Source organism: Bacillus cereus G9842 (genome assembly GCF_000021305.1).
GTDB lineage: Bacteria > Bacillota > Bacilli > Bacillales > Bacillaceae_G > Bacillus_A > Bacillus_A thuringiensis_S.
This window is the reverse complement of record NC_011772.1, coordinates 2,490,702-2,515,133: the sequence shown is the minus strand read 5'-3', so window position 1 is coordinate 2,515,133 and position 24,432 is coordinate 2,490,702. Positions and strand designations below refer to the sequence as shown.

Here is a 24,432-nt window from a genome sequence, read left to right as displayed (position 1 = left end):
ACACTACGAATAAAAATAATCAGTTAATCGAGGGAATATAATTATTTTTATTTAATTCGCACTTGTACTTCTTGTTCTTGTATTACTTGAATGATTAACTCCAATACAATATTTTGTATTAACTGATGCTCATTATCATGAAGTGTACTTTGTTCTGATATGTATTGAATACATTGATATATATACCCTTCTACCAATAAGCTCCCTTTTTCAACTTTAAGTGTATTTTGCCCATTCTTTTTTACCTTTGGTATTAAAAATTCGGTTTTTGTCAAAATAATCTCCTGTTCAACCTCTTTTATCCCTATGACTTTTTCTTTAAATACAACCTTTTCTCGTAAACTAATTTCACCTTTATATCTTCCTATTTCTATTGGTAGTTTCGCTGTAATAAAATTATTTACGTCTTCCCCATTTTCACTCTCTAATATTATACTGTGAATAGGAATCCATGAAGATGCCTCTACCTTATTCTCTTCTTTATTCCCTTTATTTTTTTTGTTATATAATTCAAAATGAACTCTCTTCTCATGAAGATTTAAAGAAACTAATTTACAATAACTATCCGAATGATATTGTTGCACTGTATTTAATAACTTACAATCTAATTCACGCCCTTCTACACCTTTTTCATTCCTAAATACAAATGCTTCTTGATTTTTTACATTTATTTTTGGAAATATTTTAAAACTAGTTACTTCTGAAAAAATAGAAAATGGAGTTTTGACCACCAGTGAGCGTATTAAAGGTCCTATTTGTGATCCAGACGCTTGACCTTCTTCCTTTAATTCAGGTGGTACTTCTTCTTTTTTACCTCTTTTTTCGTGTAAATTATCTTGTATATTCAGGTTTTTATACTTGTAAATTTCATCCCATATTCCCTTACCAATCCATGGATTTTTCATCACCATCCCCCCGTCTGATGAAATTCAAAAAATTTGTTTTTTGTATGTGCCCATTTCATCATTATATATGTTGTATAAAAATAAAAAGAAATTGTCTTTGTTAAAAAGACAATTTCTTTTTATTTTTATAGTGCTACTTGTACTTGTTGTACTTGTAAAACTTTTAAAGTAAGATCTAGTACAATTTTTTCACGAAGCGTATCAAATGGTTCGTTTAGCTCTGTAGAACAAGGTGAAAAGTCTAATTCAAAAAATTGAGCGCTTACTAATTCACAATAAGGTTGTTCGTTATAAAAAACTGCATTTTCAAAGAAATATTTGTCTAGACGTGGTAAATCACCGTTTTTAGGATTTATAAAATGAGAAGTAGTGTCCGAAGAAGAAGCTACTAAAGCTAATGATAGAAAATCACCTTCTGTCAGATCTGCAAAACCAGAAAATGGAACATTTGCAATACGATCATATAGAACTCCATTACACTCGTTATTTGCATATTCAATATTTTTACGAATATAGCCTTGTACAAATAATTTTGCTCTTGTAACTCGTCGGTAAGGTGTACCTGGTACTGGTACAAATGCTACAGGCACTAACTTACATTGTGTTAAAAATACGTTTTTTAATATGCGTTTAATTTCAACTGCTGGAGGCTCTAATGAAATATCGGACTCTACAACAATTTGAAGCGTTCTTTCAGCTAATACAACTGGAATCTTTACAATGGGTGCTCCTGGAGTAACAATTGGTGTTGCAGTCTCATCACTTAATGGTGTTTGGGTTTGCCCTGCTACCTGACATGGTACATTAATTGGACATTGTTCGCTCATGTTTTATGCTCCTCTTTTTATAAGATTTTAGAGTTTATAAAATTTTCAAACTCATAATACCTGTATATGTCTTTCTTCTATTAATGTTTGGGTTCTATAGTAGTCTCTTTAATCATTATCATTAAGTTGGTATAATCTAATCATTTTTATTGAAAATTCAGAAAATTAATATTTTTAGATAGATGCTAGATTATAGTAATTAAAAAGCTGACTAATTATTTTCAGCTTTTTAATTACTTTACATACACATAGGCTTCATTTGCTGTTAGATAGTATGTTTTACTTTTCAAACTTCACATATTCACCAGAAATCCATTGATCGCCGCCAACATTATACCAACCGTCACTATATCCCCACGCTTGATATTTCTCACCTTGGTACACATTTTTCACGACGCCATAGTTAGTTCCTGGACCAGTACGAACGCGTAACACATCAGCAGTAATAGTTACTACACCAATGCCATCATTTGAAGGTTTAGAAGGTGCTGGTGCATTTTCTCCTGTATAACGAATGTATGATGAATCATTATATACCCACTGATCGCCACCTAAGTTTAGCCACCCATTTAACTCACCCCATACTTGGTAGCATTCTCCTTTCCCTAATTGACGAATAACCCCGTATCCAGTACCAGGTCCTTTACGAAGGTTAACATTATTCCCCTCAATATATGCAATACCTGTCCCACTAGATGACGGTGGAATAGGAGTTTGGGGTACATTATTACCTCCACCGTTATATGCATTTTGGACTCTTTCAATAAAGCTATTCCAACGTCCTTCTGCTAACATACGATGAGGACAATACTTTCCACTCCATGATTGATGTGTACGAACTTTACTGATTGGAATGTTGTACTGTTTCATTAATTGAGCTACAACGATAGCTGCATTATCTTCAGCTTTATAATATCGATCTCCACCACTTAAAGAGTAACAAATTTCAACTCCAATAGATTTACGATTTCCGTTACCACCACCATCACCACAATGCCAAGCGTTACGCTCTAAAGGAATACCTTGTATAGCTTCTTTATCGTCTACCGCAATATGAAACGATACTTGGTTGTCATTACGAATCATATAAGCCACTTCGTTATTTGCTGTAGCATCGTTATAGGTATTGTGGACAGTAATGAATTCTGGATTCATTGTATAAGGACACTTAGTACCATATTTGCTTGCATCAACTAAATTTTTTCTGATTTCCATTATTGAACATCTCCCTTTTTCTCTTCTTGTTTTTGTTTACCACCTAAAATTTCAACTGCATTTGTCAAAGCTTGTGGCAACGGAATACCCATTCGACCAGCATTTTCTAAAAGTGAAAGTAATTCATTACCCATAAAGAAGAAAATTGTTGCTTCTCGAATAGCACTATTACTTCCAAGTGCCACATCTAGCTGGGTCGCCACTCCAACCAAAAGAAAAAGCACCACCTTTTTGGCGATGCCTTTGAAACCAACTTTACTTTTTAGCTCTCCGTTGTATCCTGCTGCGACTACTCCTGTGATATAGTCGATAGCTGCCATGATTACTAGAACTTTCAATGTTGCATCCCATCCTCCCAAGAAATACCCACAGAAGCCACCAAAAGTGGCAATAAAGGTTTTTAATAATACATCAATACGATCCATCTTTTCCTCTCCTTTTTTAGATAATAAAAAAAGACCAGCTTATGGCTGCTCTGGTTTCACGTTTATTAATTTTTGTACTAATTCTTTTAATGTAGACACATCGTTTGTTAGTGTTGCAACTTGCTCTTTTAGTTGTTTATTCTCACTTTTAACAGTAGTTAACTCTTCGTTAAATTGATGATACTGCTGTTGGAAAGCTGCAATAAAGATTGAAACAGTATTATATAAATTAATGGCCCGTTTCTCTTTATCTGTAAATATAGCATCCGTATCGTCTGCAATCATACCGAAATACGTTTCAATTTCTTTAGTTGTATATGGTTCTGTTTTTTCTTCTGGCTTGTTCACACGCATTTGATACAGATCATACATATCGTCCTTGAAATTGTACTGTTTGATAGCTAAGTTCATGATTTTATCAAGAGCTGAGAAAGGAATATCTTTTATATTTTCTTTCATATTTCTAGCTGACGTAGGGTTAAATGCTTTCGCCCACATTTGACCATTGGCATTTACATTCTCTTGCGCTCGTAGTGTTCTTAATTCTATATCTTTCCATCCTTGGCCCATCATATCTTTAATCTGCAAGCCATTGTTATAACCTTGTACAAAACTTGATCTTATCATTGCATTACCCATGATTAAATCATGATCGGTGGCGCCGTTTATGAAATGTATTTTATAGTCACTGCCTTTTCTTTTGAAAGTAAACTGTCCCTTGTTATTGTTAAAAATATGCGGTTCAGTTGTAGTTACAGAGAAGTAACCATATCCTGGAGCCCATCCTTCAGATTCAAAAATAATATCATTCAAGTTTTGAAAACGAAATTGTCCATCTGAATATACGCTCAGATGTCCACCGTCATTCTGCATTTGAATATAATTTGACCAAATATTAGTTCCTTCTGCATTTTCTCCTTTAGAAACCCCAAATTTTGCATACGCTTTAGAAGGTTGATCGACTCCATTAATTCGCGGCATGACTTGATAAATATAAAACGATCCTGTACCCCTGTATTTAATATTGTCAGAACCAAGGACGAGTGAAGGTTGAATACTTCCATTTGGCGTCTCCATAAATCCCAAATAAGCACGATTAGCGCCACTTCCATACAAAGTCATGTCCTGTGCATTTAAGCGGATGTGGTTATTATTAGAACCCTGTGGTGCTGTTTTGATAGTAATCCCTACTAATTCTTGAGCTCTTAAGTGTTTTGCTTCAATGTATCCGTCAAGATAAATCTTCCTAGCCTGAATTAATACAGCTTGAGCTGTTTGGTTAATTGCGGAAGCTATTTCACCAGCTTTAATTCTTGTACTAATTTCATTACTCATTACAGATAACTGAGAACTATGAGATTCTACAATAGCTTTGCTTCCAAATGTACCGTCCGCTTCTGTTTTCGTGTAAACATTTGTAGCTTCTGCTTTTAAGTCAATACGATTAGATTGCTGATTGATTGTAGTCTCCATTTGAGTGACTTTATTGTTAAAATCACTAGTAGCTACTTTTTTAGCAATCTCACCAACAAGCTGGTCATAGTTGGCGTAATCTTTTGGGTTCTCCATGAATGTAGAACGAGTAGATCCTTGTTGTAATTGGGGTTGAGATACCCAAATTGTACCGTTCTGTCTAACCCATATATCACCTTGTAAATGCGTTACCGCTACGTTAGGAGAAGTAATTTTAACAGATACTAGTACCCAAGAATTGTTGACTAATAAATCTTTAAACTCGGTTTGTACAAATGTTGAAACTGCATTTGCCCCATTAAAGAATTGAAGTTTAATCGCTCCACCATTATCAAGTGTATTCTTATCCTGAACGTATACCCAAGCGGAGAATACATAATCACCGCCATTTTGTACAGCTGGGACACGTTGCATGATACCAGACCACTTACTAGAAGTTTGACCTGTAGCTGTAATTTTGACAGAATTGTAACCTTCATGATGTCTAGCACTCTCAGGAACTATAGTAATCCCTGAACCTGTACCTACAATGCTCCATTTCGTTGTACTTGGGGTTGTATTTGTTACAGCTCCTGTGGAAGCGTTTATTACTCGGTCTTCAAATGCAGCATTAAATAGTAAGTTCGTGCTTCCTAACCCACCTACATATTCCTGCATTTGTGTATCCGACACTTTAGATTTCATCTGATTATTCAACTGTGTGATATCACTCGTGTTTTGTTGAATAATCGCCCCTTGTTGCCCTTGTGTTTGCGATAATGATGTAATACTTTGAGAATTTGAGTTTGTGGACTGTTCTACTTTATTAAGTGTTGATTGCATTGTACCTTGATTTTTTTGAACAGTTGATACAGTAGAGGTAACTCCCTCCACACTTTTTTCAATCTCAGTTGTTTTCTTGGTGAATTCATCAGTTGTTACTTGATCTTCAGGTGCTGGTGTCCAGTCGGTAGCTTTATTGCCTATTTCAATTTGAAAATTATATACAGTAATTTTTGCTCCAGTTGTGAAATTATCTAATCTCATATTTACAGCCTTAAAAGCACTACCACTAATCGTGATTACACCCAAATATTTTCCGCTTAAGTTTTGAGGGGAAAATGTAATTTTGGATGCAATAAGGGGCCATGGATTACTCCCTTGCATATACATAGTACCCGATGGTGTCGTTGTACCTTCAACTTTCCAATCAAAGGAAACACAAATTTCCTTATCTATAATTGAACTAGAATCACCACCTGCAAAGTTATAAATACTTAAAGTTTGATTGGCTGTATTATTACCAATTAAACTTGCTGGAATTGATGTGCCGAGAACAACATTTCGTCCACCTATTTTAGTGTTATTAACTTTGGTCTCTACACTCGTTAACTTCTCACTGATTTTCCCAGCTTCTTCTTTAATTTCAGTTGTTGTTTTCTTAAGCTCACTTGTTGTTTGCTGCACATCAGAAATCGTCTTTTTTGTGCCTTCTACGGTTTGTTCGACTGTATTTAATTTATTACTGATTTCAGTATCTTTCTTAGTTAACGATTCAATAGAAGTCTTAAATCCATTTGCGTTTTGCTCTATTTGAGTTACTTTTTTATTAATATTACCTTGTTCATTTTGTACATCAGAAATTGTACGGCTCACACCTTGTAAGCTTTCCTTTACTTCGTTGAATTGTCCTGTCGCTTGCCCCTGTGCTTCTTGAACCTTTTGATTCAATTCTGTTTTAGCTGTTTCAATATCTTCCTTAACATCTTTAATACTTTGCTTTAATGGTCCTGTATCCGGAGTAACCCTTTGCCATTGACCACCTTTCCAAAGTTTCTGCACCTTATTTTCAGGATCAGAACTATCTATCCATAAAGTTTTTCCATCACGTAAATTTTCAGTAGGGGCTGTTGGTTGTTCGATGATATCAACCATATTCTGCTCTATATATTTCTGCGTTGTTTCTGCCAAATCTTTTGCTGTTTGACTTTCTTTTTGTGCCTGATCAGCTTTATCTTTAGCATCAATGATGTCTTTGTTTTGTTCCTTTACTCTATTATTTAATTGGTCAAATAACTCTTGTGGAACCTTGTCATACAATGAACTTAATATCTTTTGATACAACCTTCGCAACTCATCATTTTGATCAACGATTTCACGATAATCACCAAATACATAGTTATCTTGTGTAGGATCTTTAAAAGATTCATCACCAGCAATAGCACGAGCTTCAAGATATAGCTTAGGTGTAAACCCTTCATCTATAATTCGAATTGTATCTCCTTCATTGATTTCTTCATGCGATAAACCAGGTATTCTTGCTATATTTTGTGCATCGACTCCATAAGAAACGGAAGCATTCACAAGCTTACTCATTTCTGTTTTCATTAAAGTTAAAAGTCTCTCTGGAGACATATTTTGATCATCTGTTTGCGGAGTATAGAAAGCGAATTTATGTTTTCCGTTCTCATTCCAGCGTTGGTAAGCTGCATCATCCACAAGATAAGGAACACCCTTATTTATGGATGAGATTGTAATAAATTCTCCATTTTCTTTTTTTACAAAACCCAATAAGGCTGTACAAATGTTTTGAGAGTTCTCAATTCGTTTAATTCCTATTAAATCTTTACCAAAGGTTACTTCTTTTCTTGTATCTCGCCCTCGTTTCTGAACCATATCCACATAGCGTCCAACAATTTTAGAACCAACAACTTCAGCGCGATATTGAATTTCTAATTCAAATGAAGCGGCAATTTTCTTAAGCAAATCCAATGGATCAGTAAATTCTTCAATTACCATTGAATGCGCTCCATCATGTTCGGTTTTACCTATTTTCCACTTCGTCCCTTTAAGAGCTATTTCCATACATTGTTTCAATGTTTTACTTTCTATTTTTTGCGGCTCAATAATTCCTGCCTTAGCAAGCTGAATCCATTCACCAGATGCATAAACCATTAATGATCTATCTTTAGAATCCTTTTCCGTTTCTGTAATGACATAAGGAACGATTCTGCCGCCACGTACTTCTTTTAATACTAAATTTTGTTGTACAAGTGTTGCTGCATGATCTGTATTCTCAAATACCCTAAACTCTAGAGTATCGATATTATTTTTGATTTCCCAATGTCGTTTGTCATCCCAATAGTCTTTAGGTTGTACAGCTGAAACGATTTGATTTGTTTTAAAATCAACAACATGTAAGTCTCCACTTGGTGCACTCATCTAAATCGCTCCCTATACGTCAATTTCGCTATTCCTACATTTGCTGGACGTATTATAACTTCATTTTTCCCCCTTTTTATAACAGGGAATGAACTAAATATATCTTTTAGTGCAATTGCATTTGTTCCATTGATTGTTACTAATGATCTTTCTGTATCTATTTGAATTTTATCTCCTATATCAAAAATATAAGGTGTTACATCTTTATCGAAATGATTAATCTTGTAAAACTTAACGTCTTCAACAAACGCGACTTCCATCGCATCATTATTTCCGTATTTAGTAACTGCTACAGCTATTTTCTTTGGCTTCATACTTGTATATTTTGATGTATTACTTACGTCTATCCAATAATCTAATTCAGTATCGTTATCAATCTCTGTATTCGTTCTGTATTTAGATGCTTTAGCAAACCACTTGTTGCCCTCGCGTTTCATTGACAAATGACCTCTAAAGTCATTGAACGATCCTTCACGAATACCACCTGTAGATTCGATAATTCTATAGTTATCTTTATTGACTTCAGATTCCATCCAACCTACACCAACTCTAGCGTTAATGTTCTGCATGGTATTGTAGTAATCTGTTAAATCTAGCATTGTCATAACTTCGTCATTGTCTCCTAGAAGGAATACAGCTACAGAACCCATCTGACCAATTCTATTAGAACGTATTGTGAATTGACAATCTAAAATAAAATCAGTAGCATCTTGAGGAATTGCTCTAGTCATTACAGGTCCATGCCAAGCGGTACCACTACCATAATCTTCAGCATAGAATGCGTAACCTTGCCATATTTTAAAACTACCTGCGGGCTGAATATAACCGATTTTTTGAGTATACGGTGTCCATTTAGTTAAGTCAGTCATTTCATCCCATAAAATACGTTCCTCTCTAGACACCACAACCGTCTGTACTGGAACTGGATAACCTAGCCTAAAGTATTCGTCGCCATTCCATACATCAAGAAAAGGACTCTTTGCTCCTACAGTTATATCAATAATTGGATTAGACTCTACAGATCCTTTGTTAATAAAGTTAGACTTTAAATCACTGTTCTCAATAGCAAGGGTTTTACTTTGTATAGGACCTAACTTATATGGCATTGGGCAAATGAACGTAAGAGTTCCTATTCCAAGTGTTACAAATTCATCTAGATCAAAACTATCATCCACAACTGCTAAATATGTTCTATTTGGTTCTACATCAAAAATAAGCTCTACTGGTTGATCCGTTATTAACCAACTTGCAATTTCTTCTTTTACCATTTCTAAATCTGCATCATCAGGAACTATGATTCCTACAGGAATTGATAAAACACGCATTTCTGTTTGTGTATTTAATAACCTCGCCCCTGGATATCCTGGGGTACTTAGGAAATTCCGTTTCAATGGTGCCCAAGTTGGTCTTTTCCAACCTTTTGCAATTTGAATATAATTTTTACGTTCATTGTTAAATTTGAAAGAGCTCATTTTGACACCTCATTTCTTTATAAAATAAAAGAAACCCAAACCTAAAAGTCTGAGTTTCTCTTTTCTTCTCTTTCTTGATACTCGGTTGTATATCGATAAGTACCACGCGCTACATCTCGCCCTTCTAAAACAACAGGGACTTCCACAACTAAATCGCCACCAAGCATTGGAATTACTCCGCCTCCAGATGATCCGAAAGAATTATTAATTACTTGATTTGATACACTATTTGTCATGGCTTGTCTGCTGTTTGACATACTTCCATACACACCACTCATGACGGTCTTTAATCCTGCTAATTGGCTTGCGGAACTAGCCATCATACGGCTCATATCGTCCATTAATTGATTTATTTCTCCTGATATAGCAAATTGTTGTCTTGGCATGGCTGCTACGATTCCTGCGCCAATATCTCCAAGTGTCTTTTTATTTAAAGGTAAAACCGCTTCTTTTCCAGCTTCACCTGCACCTTGCAAGTTCCCACCATTCATTCCAAATATAGTCGGTTTAGTGAAGATACCACCTTTTGCACGCCAATCTATATTAAGTCCAGAAGGGAACGTAACATCCTTCCCTAAAATATTTTTCGTACTAGTTTGCAAGCTAAAGTGTGGAAGTGGTGGCATTTCAGGTTTAGGAATCTTTAACTTCAAATCACTAAAGAAGCTCTTAATCTTCCCAATAAATTTTTCTACACTGTCAACTGCATCTTTAATTGGATCAATTATAAAGCGTTTAGCTGCTTCGAATTTTTCTTGTGCAGCATTCTTTACGGAATCAAATTTTTCTTTCGCTGAATTATATAAATCAGTAAATTTTTGTTTGGCTGAATTGTAAGCTTCAGTTACTGGATCAATCACGTATTTCTTTGTCAAATTCCAAGCTGTTAGCGTATAGGATTTTATAGTTTCCCAGTTTGATAATATCCAATTAGCCAAATCTGAAAGTTTTTGCTTGGTTGTATTCCACAAGTCTTGAACAGGTTGAATAACATATTCTTTTACCAAATTCCAAGCTGCAAGAGTATATGATTTAGCAAGTTCCCATTTCGAACTTAACCAAGAAATTAAATCGCTAAATTTTTCTTTTACAAAGTTCCAAGTGTCTAGAACAGGTTGAATGATGTATTGTTTAAATAATCCCCACGCAACTTGTGCCACCGCTTTTGCAATTTCCCATTGTGTACCAAGCCATGTAACTAATTCGCCAATTTGTTTACTCACCCAATTGTAAGCTTCTTGGATTGGTTGAATAATATACTGACTTATCGCTGCCCACGCAATTTGCACTCCTGCTTGGATTAATAACCAACCAGCCTCAAGAACCGTAGAAATCAATGAAATGATAGGGTCTAAGACCGTAAGTACAGTATTCCACGTTTCCTGCCAAGCTTGTACGAGTGCCCCCCACAATTCAGAAGCTGTTGTAACTAAAGATGACCACCAAGAAGAAGCCGTTTCAACAATTCCGGACCATAAACTACTAAAGAATTCACCTATCGGATCAAAGAAACTATGCATCATTTTAGTGAATGAAGCCCAAGCTCCAGAAAAGAATTCAACAATAGAATTCCAGGTATTACTACATATCTCGCCTATACCTGTCCATAAATCGCTAAAAAACTGACCTATCGGATCAAAGAATGAGTGCATTGTTTCTAAAAATGAATTCCATGCTTCACTAGAGGATTGAACGATGCCATTCCAAAGTTCTATTAAATATTCTTTAATAGAATTCCACATATCAATAGTCCACTGTTTTATAGAATCCCAATTTTTATAAATAGCAACTCCTAGAGCCACTATAGCTGCGATAATAATAGGAACGATAGCAACAAGTCCAGCTGCTGCTAAAGCTCCAATCTCAAAGAAGCTCATGACTGTCATAACTATAGGAGCAAGCGCCATAATTGCACCTGAAATTACGCCAATAGCTATTGCGACAGCCGTTAATGTGGCTGCTAACTTTGGATTGTTTGAAACCCATTCAGCTATTTTGGAGATGATATCCGCTATGACACTAAGAACTGGCTGAAGCGCAACTTGTAAATCCTGCATCGCTTTTTGAAATTTAACTGCTGGGTTTGCATCCATTTTCTTAATAGAATCATTCAGTTTATCTTGTTGCTTTCCAAAATCAACTGTTTTCTCTTTCGCACCTAGCAAAGTATTAATGATGTTTTGCCCTTGATCTTCATACATTGTCATTTTGTTATCGTAAAGGCTTTTTATCCTCTACTTCTTACAGTTCATTTCCTGTAAGTTCGGCATACGTTTTCACTAATAAGTGTCGCGGTCTCGTGGAGGGATTATATCTTTTCACCCTCTATGCTCTGCCCCTGACTATACTTTGTATAGCCTTCGGTTCAAATTAGGATTCGCACCCTCTTTGCTTTATACCGCGATTTTACTTCGGCACAATTCATCATCTACCGAAAAACTTAACACCTAATTCATTACGCTTTGTTTCATCCTCAACTTCTGATAAAGCCTGTGCAATTTCAGTCATTGCTGCCGATCCATCTTTACCACCTTTAGCTACTGCCTGACCCCATTTTTCAACTTGTTCTGCTGAAATTTTTGTGCCTTCAAGCGATTCTTTCATAGCTTTATCGACACCTTGACCGAATTCAGCCGCTTTAACACGCCCTTCTTTTAAACCATCTAAGAGATTATCAATCATCTACATTCAACGTGATTCGCAAGGTCACGCCCGTTCTCTATGAACTGCTATACGTCACCGTATAGATTAGACTATATCTTCAACTACTTGAGTTGCTCCCCTTTTCGAGTGTCATATGCTTACACCCTACGTCTTTCGACTAGTCGTTGCACGTTCCTTAATTAAAAGGCTTCGCTCAGTATTGTCTCATTTGAGAGTTTCACTGAATTAAAGGAGTTTTTCATTGTATGTCGCCATACAAGGGAACTATAATCTAATTCCAAGTACCTGTTTCGACCCCAGCTGCCATAATAGCTTGCACTTCTTCAGCATTGTATCCGGCCCGCGTCAGCTGACCACCATATTCAGCAATAATATCTAATTGTTCCGGTGGAAAACCCATTTTTAATAAGGCATCAGCCATACCGAGAGCGCCTTCTTGTGAAATACCTAATTCATTACCGATTTCATTTGTTTCTTGAATTAATTCAGTAAAATCTATGCCAGCATAAGCATTAGAAATAATAGCTGCACTCTTTACGAAAGAAGCATTTGCTTCATCACTAACATCTTTATTCAAAGCCCATTGTCTTCTTACACCCTCAAGTGCTTCTTCTGCATCTAATCCATAGGCTGAAATTCCTCTCACAGCATCCTCTACTGATTTTTTTGAGGACTCAGGAACATCAAATCCTATTTCAATTTTTGTTTTTAACTTCGACATGTCCATTGCTTTTTCAATTGCGGTTGCAATTCCGCCACCAGCTGCTAATCCACCGATAACATTTTCTAACCCTACTTTTAAGCCTTCAAACTTTTTCTCAGTTCTTTCGGCTTCTTGTTGTAAATCTCTTAATTCATTTTGCACTTGCCGTATTGTGTTTCCAGCATCCACAGATTGGAGTGCTCGTTGCAATTTATCAATATCTGTTCCTGCCCCTAATGCTTCACGACCGATAATTCCAATTGCTTGTTCTAACTGACGACTTGTAGCTGTTCCATTTCGAATTGCATTCACAAGACGATTTCCTAATGCTCCTGCAAAATCATCAACGCTTTTTCCTGTAGTTCTAAACAATATTTCTAATTGCCTTGTAGAACTTGCTACATTCTCTTGCTCGGCTTTCATGTTTCCGAGTTTATTTTTCAGACCATTAAGCGATCCTTCTGTAAATTCAATTTCACGCCTGAATGCACGATATTGTTCTTCAGAAATTTTACCGTTTTGAAATTGAGCTTGTACTTGTTGTTCCGCTGCTTTTAATTTATCTAGCTTTTGTGTTGTATTTTCAATTTGTTGTGTAAGTAACTGTTGCTTTTGAGAAAGTGCCTCAATATTACCAGGATCAAATTTTAGTAATCTTTCAACATCTTTTAGTTCTTTAGCTAAAGAATCGCTTTGTTTATTAACATCTTTTAGAGCGTTTTGTAACGGTTGAGTGTTACCATTAATTTCAATCGTAATCCCTTTAATTCTTCCTGCCATTATCTCACCCCTTTCTTAGAATGAATCGAAGTCTTTTTGACCTGCTTTTCTAACTTTTTCTTTATCTGGATTCTCTAACTCAGCAAATTCAGCAATGTAATCAAAGCAATCACCAACGGTCATTTCTTCTAAGTCACCTTGTGATAAATTTGCTTTATAACAAAGAGCAAGAAACAATTCAGTAGTAAATTCCTCATCACTGAATGTCCCTTGCTCTCCATTATTTTTCTTTATTTTTTTTTTGCACCCATAGTGACCTGAACTAATTCCATGACTTCTGGCATAATTTCTTCAATCGGGAATTCTTCAAATTCATCTAGCCACGTCATAGGATCAGGAATATTTGGATCAGCGGTTTTAGCATATAACCAAGTTAAATCATAAATAAGTTCAAAATCCACATTGCTTAAATCAACATTAGACATATCAAGAGGTTGTTGTGAACCATCTGGTGAAGTTAATGCGCTAATTGCTCCTAATCCCATCAAATCTGCAAATAAATTACGTCTGAATTGTGCTTTATATCGTTTAACTGTTGCTGCTGTAGCTTTTAATCTGACTTGTTTTCCATCTATTGTAATTGTCTTTTCCATTCACTTACGCCCCTTTTGGTAATGCAGGTACTTTTGTATAAACTTTTTTGTACCAATTATCATAGATTTCTTGTTTTGATTTAGTAGTAGTTTTCGTTTTAACCATACGTTTTCCATTAATATCAATAGGGCTTGATACAAATTTAAGCTCATTTGTATTTGGCTCCGCTGAATTAGTTTTCGTTTTAGATGCAATTGTTGGACGACTTGCTGAACAGTTAAACATAACATGTCGAGTCGCTCTTACATCGCCATCAAATTCAAACAATAAAGCAAATGGTTTTCCTTTTGCGTCAGCTAATTCATTTAATACACCGTCTTCTGTGTCTAATTCCTCTCCTAATGCATCAACTGCAAATTGCTCTGGAATAGTCGCAATAGATAGCGTCCCATCATAACCTTGGTTATTACTTGCTGCATAGTAAAGCATGTCATCAGCGTAGAACTCAATTAAATCTCCTCGTGGATCAAAAGTTAATTCAACCGCACCTGGTAATCGAATAGGTGTACTAAATGTAATTGCACCATCTTTAATTTCATAGAGTGCATAATGGACATTTTTCAGACCGAAAGCTACTTTATTTTCATTCATTTATATCAACCTCGTTTCATATATTTTTTGATACATTTTTTCAGATTCAATAAAAGTCCCATACGAGTCATAAGGAATTTCATGATTGTCTAGGACTTTTTCAAGTTTTTCTTCTGCAACTAAATCTTTTTTAGTTGTGTAAAGTTCAATATTTGCATCGTCTATCTTGTGATACACCTTATTATCAGCCATTAAATTTGCTGATCCATCAACAAGGATACAAATATAAGGTGGCGCTGGTACTGGTTTCCCTGGCGTTGCAATGAAATGCGAATAAGCCACAGGATAACCTGTAGCTTCAAGGATTTTTATTAATTCACCTAATGTCATTATTCAAGCGACCTTTCAATACGTCTTGGCAACTCATTAATTACATACTCTTCAACTGGACGAATATGAACTTGAGTCGGAACACGTCCACCACCAACTCTCGCATGTCCCTTTTCTAAAAGGTGTGTTAATTGTCCTTGAGTATTATGAATAACAACACCACTATCTTCTTTTTTCTTACGCCACCCTTTACGATAAGCACCTGTTTTTTTAGGACTGCTTTGTTTTAATTTATTCACAGCAACATCAGCAACTTCTTCTTGCGCCGTCAGTAATTCTTCTTCCACAACATTTGCATATCTTTGCAATTCTCTAGCAAGTTCGCTCGCAAAATCATTCATATTAAACATGCTCCTTTGCGATAATAGTCAATGTTTGATACATTTCATCATCATTCATTGGCGGTTCGATAATGTCAAAGATACGACCTTTCATATTGATTCGCATTAATTCTGTAATACTTGTTGTATAAGGCATCACAAACCGATAAATTCGTGTAGATTGTGATGCTGAAGCTTCAATGTACTCCGAACCTTTTACCGTTTTTATCATTGCCCATGCTTTTTTTACTTCTTGCCAATTACCTGTTTCAACTTCTTGATTTAATTCATCTTTTATTACTTCAGGTTGTTCAATGATAATTCGATTTCTACAATCGCCTGTATTCAGTGGTTTCTTGTACTGAAAAGGACGCATATTAATCACCGTCCAATTTAATTTCTTCTAATGCTTTATCAATACCTAAACTATTAATTTGACTTAAAAAATTCTTGTCAAAATACTCTAATGCATCGTTATAAACATAACGAGAACGTTCAAAGACTAATTCTTTGAACTCCTCGTCTTTATTTAAATCATAATTCCCACAAACCCTAAGTAATGCCTTGTTAGACGTAGAAAGGATGCGCTTTAGGTTATCATCTTCCTCATCACCTAAATGCATCCTCTCTTTAAACTCCTGTATAGTTACATCTGAAATTACTGTATCCATTCACATCATCCTTGTGTCGGTGGCTTTACTTCTTCAAGTTTCAATGTATAAACTTGTGAAGTGTATTTATCCTTCGGCTTACCTGTAGCGTGTTGTTTGGCAATATAAAGTGTTGCATCTTCTAAAGCGAGTGTTTCATTATACTTTTGGATTGGCTCCGTTCCACCCATCGCTGCAATGTACTCCCCTTTAACAAAAAACACCACTTGTCCTTGAGGTACAAATACAGATTCTGTTGGGATTGGATTAAAAGGTAAGCTCGTTACATATACACCTGCCGAATTTTGAGTTGTAGCATTTGCTTGAATATCAAAAGTATCGAATGGATTTGTTACCATAACTACTTTACCAGCAATATTTTTAGGTCGATCTGCATCTGTTTTACCATCAGGATTTAATTTTTTAGCCAATAATTTAACCACGCCTTTTAATTCATTAATTGTTTTACGACCTGGTTCAAACGTTAAAGTTCCTGCTGGCTTTTTATCTGGATATACTCCATTCACTACACTTCCGCTAGGATCTTTTAATAACCCAATTGGTTCTTCTTTACCTGTCCCTACTACAAAACCACGCTCTAAACCTACTGACATCGCTTCTGTAATCATAGTACGAACATATCGTTCCACCCATACTGGACCAAGCTTCAACATATCATTTGCTAATGGAATAAATGCTGTTAATTTCAGTTGAGTAATTGACTCTTTTCGGAATGTAGCATTTAATTGTCCTTTAATATCACCAAATAACGGCCCCCATACAGCTGCACCCTCTGGATCTCCATAAATAAATTCTGTCACGGCTCCTAAATTCTCTAAACCGATATGCTCTAGCAATGGATGACCTTGAACTAAATCATCAAAAATTCTCTCTTGTGTTGTTTTAGGTAAAGTCTCAGTAGATTTAAAACCACCTTCTTCAACAACGGCATTAAAGAACTTCATTTCTTCACTTGTTAGTACATTAGAACCGCGAGATTGCATAATAGAACGATCTACCATTGATTCATTCACTTGATTTAAAATATCTGCTCGTACATCTGTAGCAAGTGCTTCAATCATGGAGTTTAATGCTACTGATTGTTCTTCTGCTGTACCATCCTGTGTTGCTTTTGCAAAAGCTAGTTTTTTCTCTTCGAAATTATTAAACTTAATAACCATATTTTATTTTCCTCCTAAATTTAAAAAGAGCGTACTCAAATTCTGTTTTGTATGAACAGGCTTTTGAATAGGCTCTTTTGGATTTGTATTTGTTTGTAAATCATTCAGAATTTCATTTTTCAAACCTGACAATGCTGCATTTAAATCTTCTTTTGTAATCCCTTGGCCTTTGTTCATGGTTCCATTTCTAAAGCCATCGATTACTTTCTGTGGAAGCATGGCAGCAGTAGAAGCTGAAGCTGTCATTTTTACCTGATTATCCATAAACATAATTTCATCCACAAAATTATTTTCTAACGCTTGTTGTGGACCCATCCACGTTTCTTCAGCCATCATATTAAGTAGTTCTTCTTCTGATTTACCGCTTTTAATGACATAGGCGTTTACAATTGCTCGATCTGTTGTTTTTAGCATTTCGGCAGCCTTTGACATATCGCGATGATCTCCACCATTCCACATTGAAGCGTTATGAATCATGATTTGTGCAGTTGGAGAAATTCGGACTTTGTCAGCAGCCATTGCAATAACAGAAGCCGCACTTGCAGCCAAACCAACAATTTGAACTTCCACATGACCAGGATAATTTTTCAACGCTGTGTAAATCTCTGAGCCTTCGTGTACATAACCACCAGGACTATTAATTGATACAACTAAGTCATCGCCATTTGCATCTTCAAGCGCTTTTGAAATCTTACCTGGGCTAGCAGCATCCATTTCAAACCAATCATAAATCCAAACTTCATCATTTGAAATAATCGGTCCTTTAACGTCAATTTTCACCGTCATTTTCTTTCTCACCTCCTTCAGATTCATCTAATTTTGTATAGTTTTTCGTAATATGATGGATATTTAGATTCGGATCATCTGACTCCTCATAATCTACTTCTGAACGAATTTCATTTCCTGTAAATGCACTTGAAGAAATGAGTTTATCAATACTTGTCGCAAGATCAAATATACTTTGATAGGAAACAGCCTTAACCTCAATTTTTAGTCCTAAAAGATATTCACTCATTTCAAAGAATTTAACGTTCGCTTCATCAGATAGCTTTTTTAATAATGGTCGTACTGTGAAAAGCATATAATTTTTCGTTTGCTTTTCTACATCAGCCATTTCTCCATATATCAGAGCTACAGGAATACCAATTGCCATAGCGACTTGATTCAAGAAACCATTTGTTACTTTATTGATTTCTTCCACACTTGGACCATTTGCAACTCCATTATATATCTCGTTGTAATTAATACCCTTTTGTTGCGGAACAATAGCAATATCCTTATTACCAAACGCTTGATACATATCATCAATAAACTTTTGTAATTTCGCTAGGTTCTCTTCGGTTTTAGAACCTGTCATTTCCATATCAACTGTTCCACGAACTTGATTTTTCCGTTTTTGAGAGTTTAATATCCTACCAAATAAATCACCATAATCTGCAAATAACCCATCAATAAGTGGGGATAATTTATCATTCCGATACTTTAAATGAATAACTTCGCTTTGTTTAAAGCTTCTCTTAAACGTATAATCTTTTACCCTTACATCCGTAAAAGTATCTTCAAATACCGCATACTCATTATGTTGAAATCCATCTGCGATAAGTAAATCACCATCATCTGCTTGTATGACTAAACACTCATTATCATAAATAAGTTTGCGAACAAACCTTTCCCAAAAGGTACTTGCGGTCATATTCTTGTTTGGTCTTACGTTTAATCGATAATAAAGCTCATTCTTCTTAAATGCTTTACCATTTCTTACTCTAAATTCAGATTGACTAATCGTTCTTCCTAAAAATGAGACACATGTATCAATCGCCAAACGTTTCATATGAAGCCTGTTTGCTGTATCAGTAATTATGTCCAGGTCCAACATGAATTCTAGTTCTTTATTTCTTTTAAATACTGAACCTAACCACCCAATGATTATCACCCCCTTTAAAATTTGATACTATCGAGCATAAACTCAACTTCTTCTTCAAGAATGTTATCCGCTTGCCATAATGCATGGATAAAAGCTTGAAATCCATCTGTTTTTCGTTTGAATTCATCTTTTTTCAAATATTCTTTATTGCCATCTTTTTTAATATGAACATAGACGTTATTTGTGTACCAACGCATTAACGGATTATCGCCAAAGATAATACGGTTGTTCGCAAATAATGTTTCGACCCTTGGCGCTAATAATGAATGAATAGCTTTTGGATTACGAATATACAACAATGTAAACCCTTCTGCTTCAAGTGCTGTTTTAACAAGATCTAAACGGAATGTATCTGCAACAATCGTATTCACACCATACAATTCACGCATTCTTACGAACCAATCCACAATGTGAGAGATATTAATTACAGGTTCATCCACAATTGTTAATAATCCATTTTCGGCCCACTCAAAAATAGGTGCTTTTAATTTCACCTTGGCCAAGAAACCTTTACGTACAAATGAATGACCTTTCCAAATATAATCTTCACCATGTTTAAATAGTAAACCAACGGCCGCGAAGTCCTTAATATTGGCGAAATCGAGTCCTCCCACAGCTACTTTATGTTTTAAATCAGGAATCTTTCTGAGAGTTTCTCCATCTTCTTCAAAACCAGTACGCATTATTTCTTCCCAAGTAGCAACAGACTTTGTTAAATCTACTTCTGGCAAATTCATTCTTTTAGTCATGAAGTTTTCTCTGTTAGATGGATCATTTTCAAGGTTTTTATATTGTCTCATAACCTTTTTGAACAACCCTCTAGCATATTGACTCATAGGCTTACTAAACATTGGATTTGCTTTTTCCCACATCTCTGGATTGTCTACTTCTTCAGCGTTATCAAGCTTACAAATAAAAGGGAACAACCTATCTTCTTTTTCTTTACCTTTCAGGATGTTCATTGCTCGTTCTTTCATCTTGTCAAGGTAACCTTCACGAACAAAACCATCTGTGGTAATAAAAAATTCCCTAGAGTTAGGAACTTTACCTAAACCACTAGAGAATACTTCTACAACATCGCTATTTTCATATCTGTGTATCTCATCATAAATGACACATCCATCTCTTAATGAGTCTTTACTTCCTGCATTTGATGTATGGAATTCAAACGTCGAACGAGTCGCTTTATTCGTTATCAATTGTTTAGTTGATACAAATAGCTCGTCTAATATTTCATGCTTTTTATTCTTTTCATAAACATCTATAAAAGAAGTTTTAGCTTGCCTTTCTGTATTAGCAACTACTGATACATTATAATGCTCAATACCGTGCAATTCGCTAATAAAGAAGTGTGTCAATGCACTAATCAATCCATTTTTACCAGCACCCCTTGCCATCATCCAGAAGTGTTGATCAAAATAAACATCTTCATATTCATCAAACAAAAACACAAATGCTATTAAAAATTTTTGAAAGGAATTTAATTTGAAATGCCACTTTTCTATGAAAGTTACACATTTATGAATTAAATCCATATCGAAATGTAGATCATTACGGGTTAGTATATCTTGCTTTAAATAATAAATAAGCATGATGCGTTCTTTATTTAATACTACTGTTCCCGTTTCATATAGTTCTATATATTCACTTACACACTTATGAACAATCATATTAAATCACTTGCCGAATACTTCTTAATTTCTTTTTTATTATTTCCTTCTGGCAACAAATCTGTTAGCTGTTTAATGACCCTTTGATATGATTGATCACGGGTATTATATAGCCGGGCAACAGGCCGTTCTCTTTCATACGGCTCTGTTTTATCAGATTGTGAGAACATTTCATAATCACCATTCTCAGATATATCCATCCACATCTCATTCAATAAAACTCGTAATCTTGCTGCCTGAATAATTAACCCTTCAACTACTTTCAACTTACTAGGTGGGATTTCTTTAAATAGTCTTTTCAAACGATTTTTTCTTTGTTAACTAGCACCTCACGCTCATCAATGTCCGCCATAATATCACCTCGATTCAATCATATTTTCATACTGGGTAGGGGTCCTATGCGATATGGCTCAAAAATCTGGAAAAACGACCCCCTCCTCCGGTGCCCCTTAGAGCAATTTTTGTTGAAATTATTTAAGGGGGGGTATTATTTTTAATTTCTCAGCAATCTTTTTAGTTGTTTCATATAAACCATCCGTTTTATTACCCATCATCATCCAAGAAGCATATAACTCATTCGAATACTCTGACCAAATATCTTCAGCCTGTTCATTTGTAATGACATAACCTTCAAGTCTATAAGCTTTAACTAATAGAGTTACATCTTGTTCATAAGTATCCAACGTTACCACCTCTCATCGTCTTGCCATTTGTTTACCTTCTTAAAGAACACTCTTCCGTGTTCTTTATTATGGCAATCCACACAGACTGTTTCTAAGTTATCTATTTCTAATGCAAGTTCTGGATGATGTTCTAGTTCTTTTATATGATGGACAACGAGCTGAATCTTCTTACGCTTTGCACTCTCACTGTATTCATTGGTGTCCACACGAACACTACCATTGCGCTTACACTCTTGGCATTCATAGTTGTCTCTCTTCTTTACTTGTTCACGTATACTCTTCCACTCACCACTGTCATAGAACTTACGCTTTTGTTGTTTGGTTTTGTATTCTATCATAACCGATATATCTCTACCTGTTCTTCCACAATAGGATGATTATGTTGAATGACTTCAGTATTGAAACGCTTATTATCAGATGGTACATGTTCAATATGAATGTATGTCCGATTAATCTTATCAATCGATTGTGTTTCCCAATCAAATGCAACACGTAACTTTCTATCAATCTGTTTGCCTTTGTAATGAACTATCGGTTTATCATCTATATCTGTTAATGTAATTGTTAATAAAGGTTCTACAGTCTCGTTAGATTGTTTGTACTTCTCTAACTTATACATATCTACAAACGCACCGTTACATTTAGGACAAACAGTTACTTCTTGATATTCTTCTTTTGACGGATAATTAACTCTATCATGATGGCCACACACTAAACATTTAGAAGTATGGTAATAGTTAGTCTCAGTACGAACCTCACACATCTATCTCACTCCTTTAGAAAGAATATTCCAATTATATATTTACCAAATAAATACAAGTTGTTATAATAAAGTTAACATTGCCATCAGGAAAAGTGATTCGCACCCCAAAGCGAGTTGCTTTTCCTTTTTTATGTTTATTGTTTTAAAAATTCATCTATTGCCTTATCCAGTACACTAATAAGCGCTTCTCTTGTTTGTTTTGGTGTCATATCATCATTGATCTCATTATGTAAAGCTACAGCCTTTTCTAACTTCTGTGGATCAATGTGTTGCTTGACTAATTCCAATCCAATAACATTGTTAATTAAATGACCGACAACCACCGTTTGTTCTGGCTTATTTAGTTTCATTTGTAATCATTCCCTTCACTTACACGACATTTGATTGTATCAGTTGTATGTTCAACTATAGATTCCGCCATAACCTTTCCATCTAAATTGATACTAACTTTACAATCTGTTCTAACTGGTTCGCTTTCATTAATCTTTTTAACCACTTCAGATTGTTTAATTATTCGTTGAACATCTTCTTTACTGGTCTTCGTTTCTACCGATTTTGATAACATAGATACAGTTGTCTTTAAGCCCTCTATTGATTGTTCTAATTCAAAAATTTGTCTTCCTAATTCAGAAACTCTTTCATCAATATAATGTTTATCCATCTTCCATCCTCCTCTAAAATAAAAAAGCACCCGAATGGATGCTTTTTTTATAGATTATTGATTTTTACTTTAATTCCGGTACGTGAAGTTTCATCCTTATTCCAATTACCTAATGATGAACCGCTAACATGCATCACCAACATTAAGGAACTGGAAGAAGAGCAAAAGCTCTCCCTAATAACGGTAACATTCAATCACTACCATCTGCTGGTTTCGGATTTTATGTGCCATCATTACGAAATCGTTTAGACAACATATAGTTTATAAAGGAACATTGTGAGTTGTGTTTTCCGCCACTTCTCACAATACAAATATATCACGTTGATTCCAAAACAACCGGCACATTTACTGCCAAAAAAACGGTCACGACTCTGCCAAAAAATTATTCTTAGTTAATAAGGCATCTCGCTTAACTCTGATTTAAAAACATCCACTTTTAAGTCGAATTTATCACACATTGACCTAACCAATTCTTCAAACCACTTTGGCGCAGTGGGTGAAATATAAACTTTTTCAATTAATGTTCTAATATCGCATGGTATTCCTATTCCATACTCTACTGATGGCTCAGCCTTAGCATCTATACATCCTAGATCACTCATTACAAATGGCAATTGATGAATAGCTCGTATTTCATGCTCATGTTCAAAAGATTTCCTCTTGTACATAAATAGTTCTAACAAATCGCTAGCTTGCAGTAACTCTTTATTAAAATCTATATAGTTTACTTCTCCAATAAAAATCTTTTGGGGACAATGTGAAAAAGATTCTATTAGTCTTCCAATATTTGATTGAATTGCTATCCCTTCGTTACTCTTTAAATATAACTCCCACATTGCTGCAGATTCATATTCATTCATATGCCAACAGTTAATAGTCACTAATTTTCTTATATACTTTGAAAATCCATTGATACTTCTTAAAGTTTCCTCTTGATGTTCCTGTTCTACAAGTCTTTTCAAAAAATCGCGTGTTTCTTCTATGTTCGCTCTTGGATAAGTACCCTCGAATTTATCTTCAAATCTATCTGATCTTGTAAAAAAAATTTCTTCCCTATCCAACATACTCATGAATTTTGTAAAATCCATATACCGCCAAATCTTTGTTTCTTCACTTGGTAATACGAAATTCGTAAACTCCTCATACATATAGTTTCCTCCAATGCTATAAAACTATTTTTATTATTCCATATAATAAATGAGTTATCCATATCTTATATTGTGTGTAACTGCCCCCTTCGCTGAAACCCTTGGTATCATTGATTTCATTTAAATTTCTCTTTTGAGTTACACAGTACGAAAATTATGAGTAACTGTATAGGGATACCACCAGCATTTTGCAAAACAACCTACACTATGCGGAAAAATAAAATAAGCTGCCCATATGGACAGCTTATTTAC

At 35.1% G+C, this 24,432-nt stretch carries 25 protein-coding genes and 2 pseudogenes; all 27 read right to left on the bottom strand.

Going from position 1 to position 24,432, the window contains the following annotated elements; translation table 11 throughout:
* Nucleotides 1-47: 47 nt before the first annotated feature.
* The gene (locus BCG9842_RS12540; RefSeq protein WP_000795509.1) at nucleotides 48-905 is read right to left on the bottom strand and encodes a BC_2427 family protein; all 858 of its coding nucleotides are present in this window, start codon (nucleotides 903-905) and stop codon (nucleotides 48-50) included.
* 125 nt (nucleotides 906-1,030) lie between these two features.
* Nucleotides 1,031-1,732: a CsxC family protein gene (locus tag BCG9842_RS12535; RefSeq protein WP_001294984.1), complete on the bottom strand. Its 702-nt coding sequence runs from the start codon at nucleotides 1,730-1,732 to the stop codon at nucleotides 1,031-1,033.
* Nucleotides 1,733-2,011: 279 nt separating this feature from the next.
* Nucleotides 2,012-2,947 (bottom strand): N-acetylmuramoyl-L-alanine amidase, encoded by a 936-nt coding sequence (locus BCG9842_RS12530; RefSeq protein ID WP_000405807.1) that lies wholly within the window; start codon nucleotides 2,945-2,947, stop codon nucleotides 2,012-2,014.
* Nucleotides 2,947-3,372 carry a phage holin family protein gene (locus BCG9842_RS12525; protein ID WP_000373890.1) on the bottom strand — a complete coding sequence of 142 codons (426 nt, stop codon included), beginning with the start codon at nucleotides 3,370-3,372 and terminating at the stop codon, nucleotides 2,947-2,949. The genes BCG9842_RS12530 and BCG9842_RS12525 overlap by 1 nt, the downstream gene beginning before the upstream one ends.
* Before the next feature lie 39 nt (nucleotides 3,373-3,411).
* Nucleotides 3,412-8,046 (bottom strand): phage tail spike protein, encoded by a 4,635-nt coding sequence (locus BCG9842_RS12520; protein WP_001275796.1) that lies wholly within the window; start codon nucleotides 8,044-8,046, stop codon nucleotides 3,412-3,414.
* On the bottom strand, nucleotides 8,043-9,518 hold the full coding sequence (locus BCG9842_RS12515) for a distal tail protein Dit (protein ID WP_000093926.1): 1,476 nt from the start codon (nucleotides 9,516-9,518) through the stop codon (nucleotides 8,043-8,045). Before BCG9842_RS12515 ends, BCG9842_RS12520 begins: the two co-directional genes overlap by 4 nt.
* A 41-nt stretch (nucleotides 9,519-9,559) precedes the next feature.
* Nucleotides 9,560-11,725 carry a hypothetical protein gene (locus BCG9842_RS12510; protein ID WP_000180077.1) on the bottom strand — a complete coding sequence of 722 codons (2,166 nt, stop codon included), beginning with the start codon at nucleotides 11,723-11,725 and terminating at the stop codon, nucleotides 9,560-9,562.
* Between the two features lie 223 nt (nucleotides 11,726-11,948).
* Nucleotides 11,949-12,197: pseudogene (locus BCG9842_RS12505) on the bottom strand (hypothetical protein); the annotation flags it as partial.
* Nucleotides 12,198-12,456: 259 nt separating this feature from the next.
* A pseudogene (locus BCG9842_RS12500) lies at nucleotides 12,457-13,665 on the bottom strand (hypothetical protein); the annotation flags it as partial.
* A gap of 15 nt (nucleotides 13,666-13,680) precedes the next feature.
* Nucleotides 13,681-13,842, bottom strand: coding sequence for a hypothetical protein (locus tag BCG9842_RS31325; RefSeq protein WP_000477713.1), 162 nt, complete (start codon nucleotides 13,840-13,842; stop codon nucleotides 13,681-13,683).
* 53 nt (nucleotides 13,843-13,895) lie between these two features.
* Nucleotides 13,896-14,258 (bottom strand): hypothetical protein, encoded by a 363-nt coding sequence (locus BCG9842_RS12495; protein WP_000415920.1) that lies wholly within the window; start codon nucleotides 14,256-14,258, stop codon nucleotides 13,896-13,898.
* Nucleotides 14,259-14,262: 4 nt separating this feature from the next.
* Entirely contained in the window at nucleotides 14,263-14,850 is a 588-nt protein-coding gene (locus BCG9842_RS12490) for a major tail protein (RefSeq protein WP_001004914.1), read from the bottom strand.
* Nucleotides 14,851-15,180: a hypothetical protein gene (locus BCG9842_RS12485; protein WP_000172071.1), complete on the bottom strand. Its 330-nt coding sequence runs from the start codon at nucleotides 15,178-15,180 to the stop codon at nucleotides 14,851-14,853.
* Complete coding sequence (locus tag BCG9842_RS12480) at nucleotides 15,180-15,521, bottom strand: HK97 gp10 family phage protein (protein WP_000997568.1); 342 nt, start codon at nucleotides 15,519-15,521, stop codon at nucleotides 15,180-15,182. Before BCG9842_RS12480 ends, BCG9842_RS12485 begins: the two co-directional genes overlap by 1 nt.
* Before the next feature lies 1 nt (nucleotide 15,522).
* Nucleotides 15,523-15,876, bottom strand: coding sequence for a phage head closure protein (locus tag BCG9842_RS12475; RefSeq protein ID WP_001247283.1), 354 nt, complete (start codon nucleotides 15,874-15,876; stop codon nucleotides 15,523-15,525).
* A gap of 1 nt (nucleotide 15,877) precedes the next feature.
* Nucleotides 15,878-16,171, bottom strand: coding sequence for a hypothetical protein (locus tag BCG9842_RS12470; protein ID WP_000381900.1), 294 nt, complete (start codon nucleotides 16,169-16,171; stop codon nucleotides 15,878-15,880).
* 5 nt (nucleotides 16,172-16,176) lie between these two features.
* Nucleotides 16,177-17,331: a phage major capsid protein gene (locus BCG9842_RS12465; RefSeq protein ID WP_000234868.1), complete on the bottom strand. Its 1,155-nt coding sequence runs from the start codon at nucleotides 17,329-17,331 to the stop codon at nucleotides 16,177-16,179.
* Nucleotides 17,332-17,334: 3 nt separating this feature from the next.
* Nucleotides 17,335-18,117: a head maturation protease, ClpP-related gene (locus BCG9842_RS12460; protein ID WP_000216410.1), complete on the bottom strand. Its 783-nt coding sequence runs from the start codon at nucleotides 18,115-18,117 to the stop codon at nucleotides 17,335-17,337.
* Entirely contained in the window at nucleotides 18,101-19,264 is a 1,164-nt protein-coding gene (locus tag BCG9842_RS12455; protein ID WP_000583777.1) for a phage portal protein, read from the bottom strand. The genes BCG9842_RS12460 and BCG9842_RS12455 overlap by 17 nt, the downstream gene beginning before the upstream one ends.
* Nucleotides 19,265-19,269: 5 nt before the next feature.
* Nucleotides 19,270-20,925: a terminase TerL endonuclease subunit gene (locus BCG9842_RS12450; RefSeq protein ID WP_000635290.1), complete on the bottom strand. Its 1,656-nt coding sequence runs from the start codon at nucleotides 20,923-20,925 to the stop codon at nucleotides 19,270-19,272.
* A complete protein-coding gene (locus BCG9842_RS12445) occupies nucleotides 20,922-21,227 on the bottom strand; it encodes a hypothetical protein (RefSeq protein ID WP_049772094.1) in 306 nt (101 codons plus the stop codon). The genes BCG9842_RS12450 and BCG9842_RS12445 overlap by 4 nt, the downstream gene beginning before the upstream one ends.
* 168 nt (nucleotides 21,228-21,395) lie before the next feature.
* Complete coding sequence (locus BCG9842_RS12440; protein ID WP_232297542.1) at nucleotides 21,396-21,617, bottom strand: hypothetical protein; 222 nt, start codon at nucleotides 21,615-21,617, stop codon at nucleotides 21,396-21,398.
* Nucleotides 21,611-21,946 carry an HNH endonuclease gene (locus tag BCG9842_RS12435; RefSeq protein WP_000575247.1) on the bottom strand — a complete coding sequence of 112 codons (336 nt, stop codon included), beginning with the start codon at nucleotides 21,944-21,946 and terminating at the stop codon, nucleotides 21,611-21,613. Before BCG9842_RS12435 ends, BCG9842_RS12440 begins: the two co-directional genes overlap by 7 nt.
* A complete protein-coding gene (locus BCG9842_RS12430; RefSeq protein ID WP_000333450.1) occupies nucleotides 21,943-22,371 on the bottom strand; it encodes a hypothetical protein in 429 nt (142 codons plus the stop codon). Before BCG9842_RS12430 ends, BCG9842_RS12435 begins: the two co-directional genes overlap by 4 nt.
* A gap of 134 nt (nucleotides 22,372-22,505) precedes the next feature.
* The gene (locus tag BCG9842_RS12425) at nucleotides 22,506-22,721 is read right to left on the bottom strand and encodes a hypothetical protein (RefSeq protein ID WP_000773593.1); all 216 of its coding nucleotides are present in this window, start codon (nucleotides 22,719-22,721) and stop codon (nucleotides 22,506-22,508) included.
* The gene (locus BCG9842_RS12420) at nucleotides 22,718-23,032 is read right to left on the bottom strand and encodes a hypothetical protein (RefSeq protein WP_000357601.1); all 315 of its coding nucleotides are present in this window, start codon (nucleotides 23,030-23,032) and stop codon (nucleotides 22,718-22,720) included. Before BCG9842_RS12420 ends, BCG9842_RS12425 begins: the two co-directional genes overlap by 4 nt.
* Nucleotides 23,033-23,424: 392 nt before the next feature.
* Nucleotides 23,425-24,180 carry a hypothetical protein gene (locus tag BCG9842_RS12415; protein ID WP_000272764.1) on the bottom strand — a complete coding sequence of 252 codons (756 nt, stop codon included), beginning with the start codon at nucleotides 24,178-24,180 and terminating at the stop codon, nucleotides 23,425-23,427.
* Nucleotides 24,181-24,432: the final 252 nt, after the last annotated feature.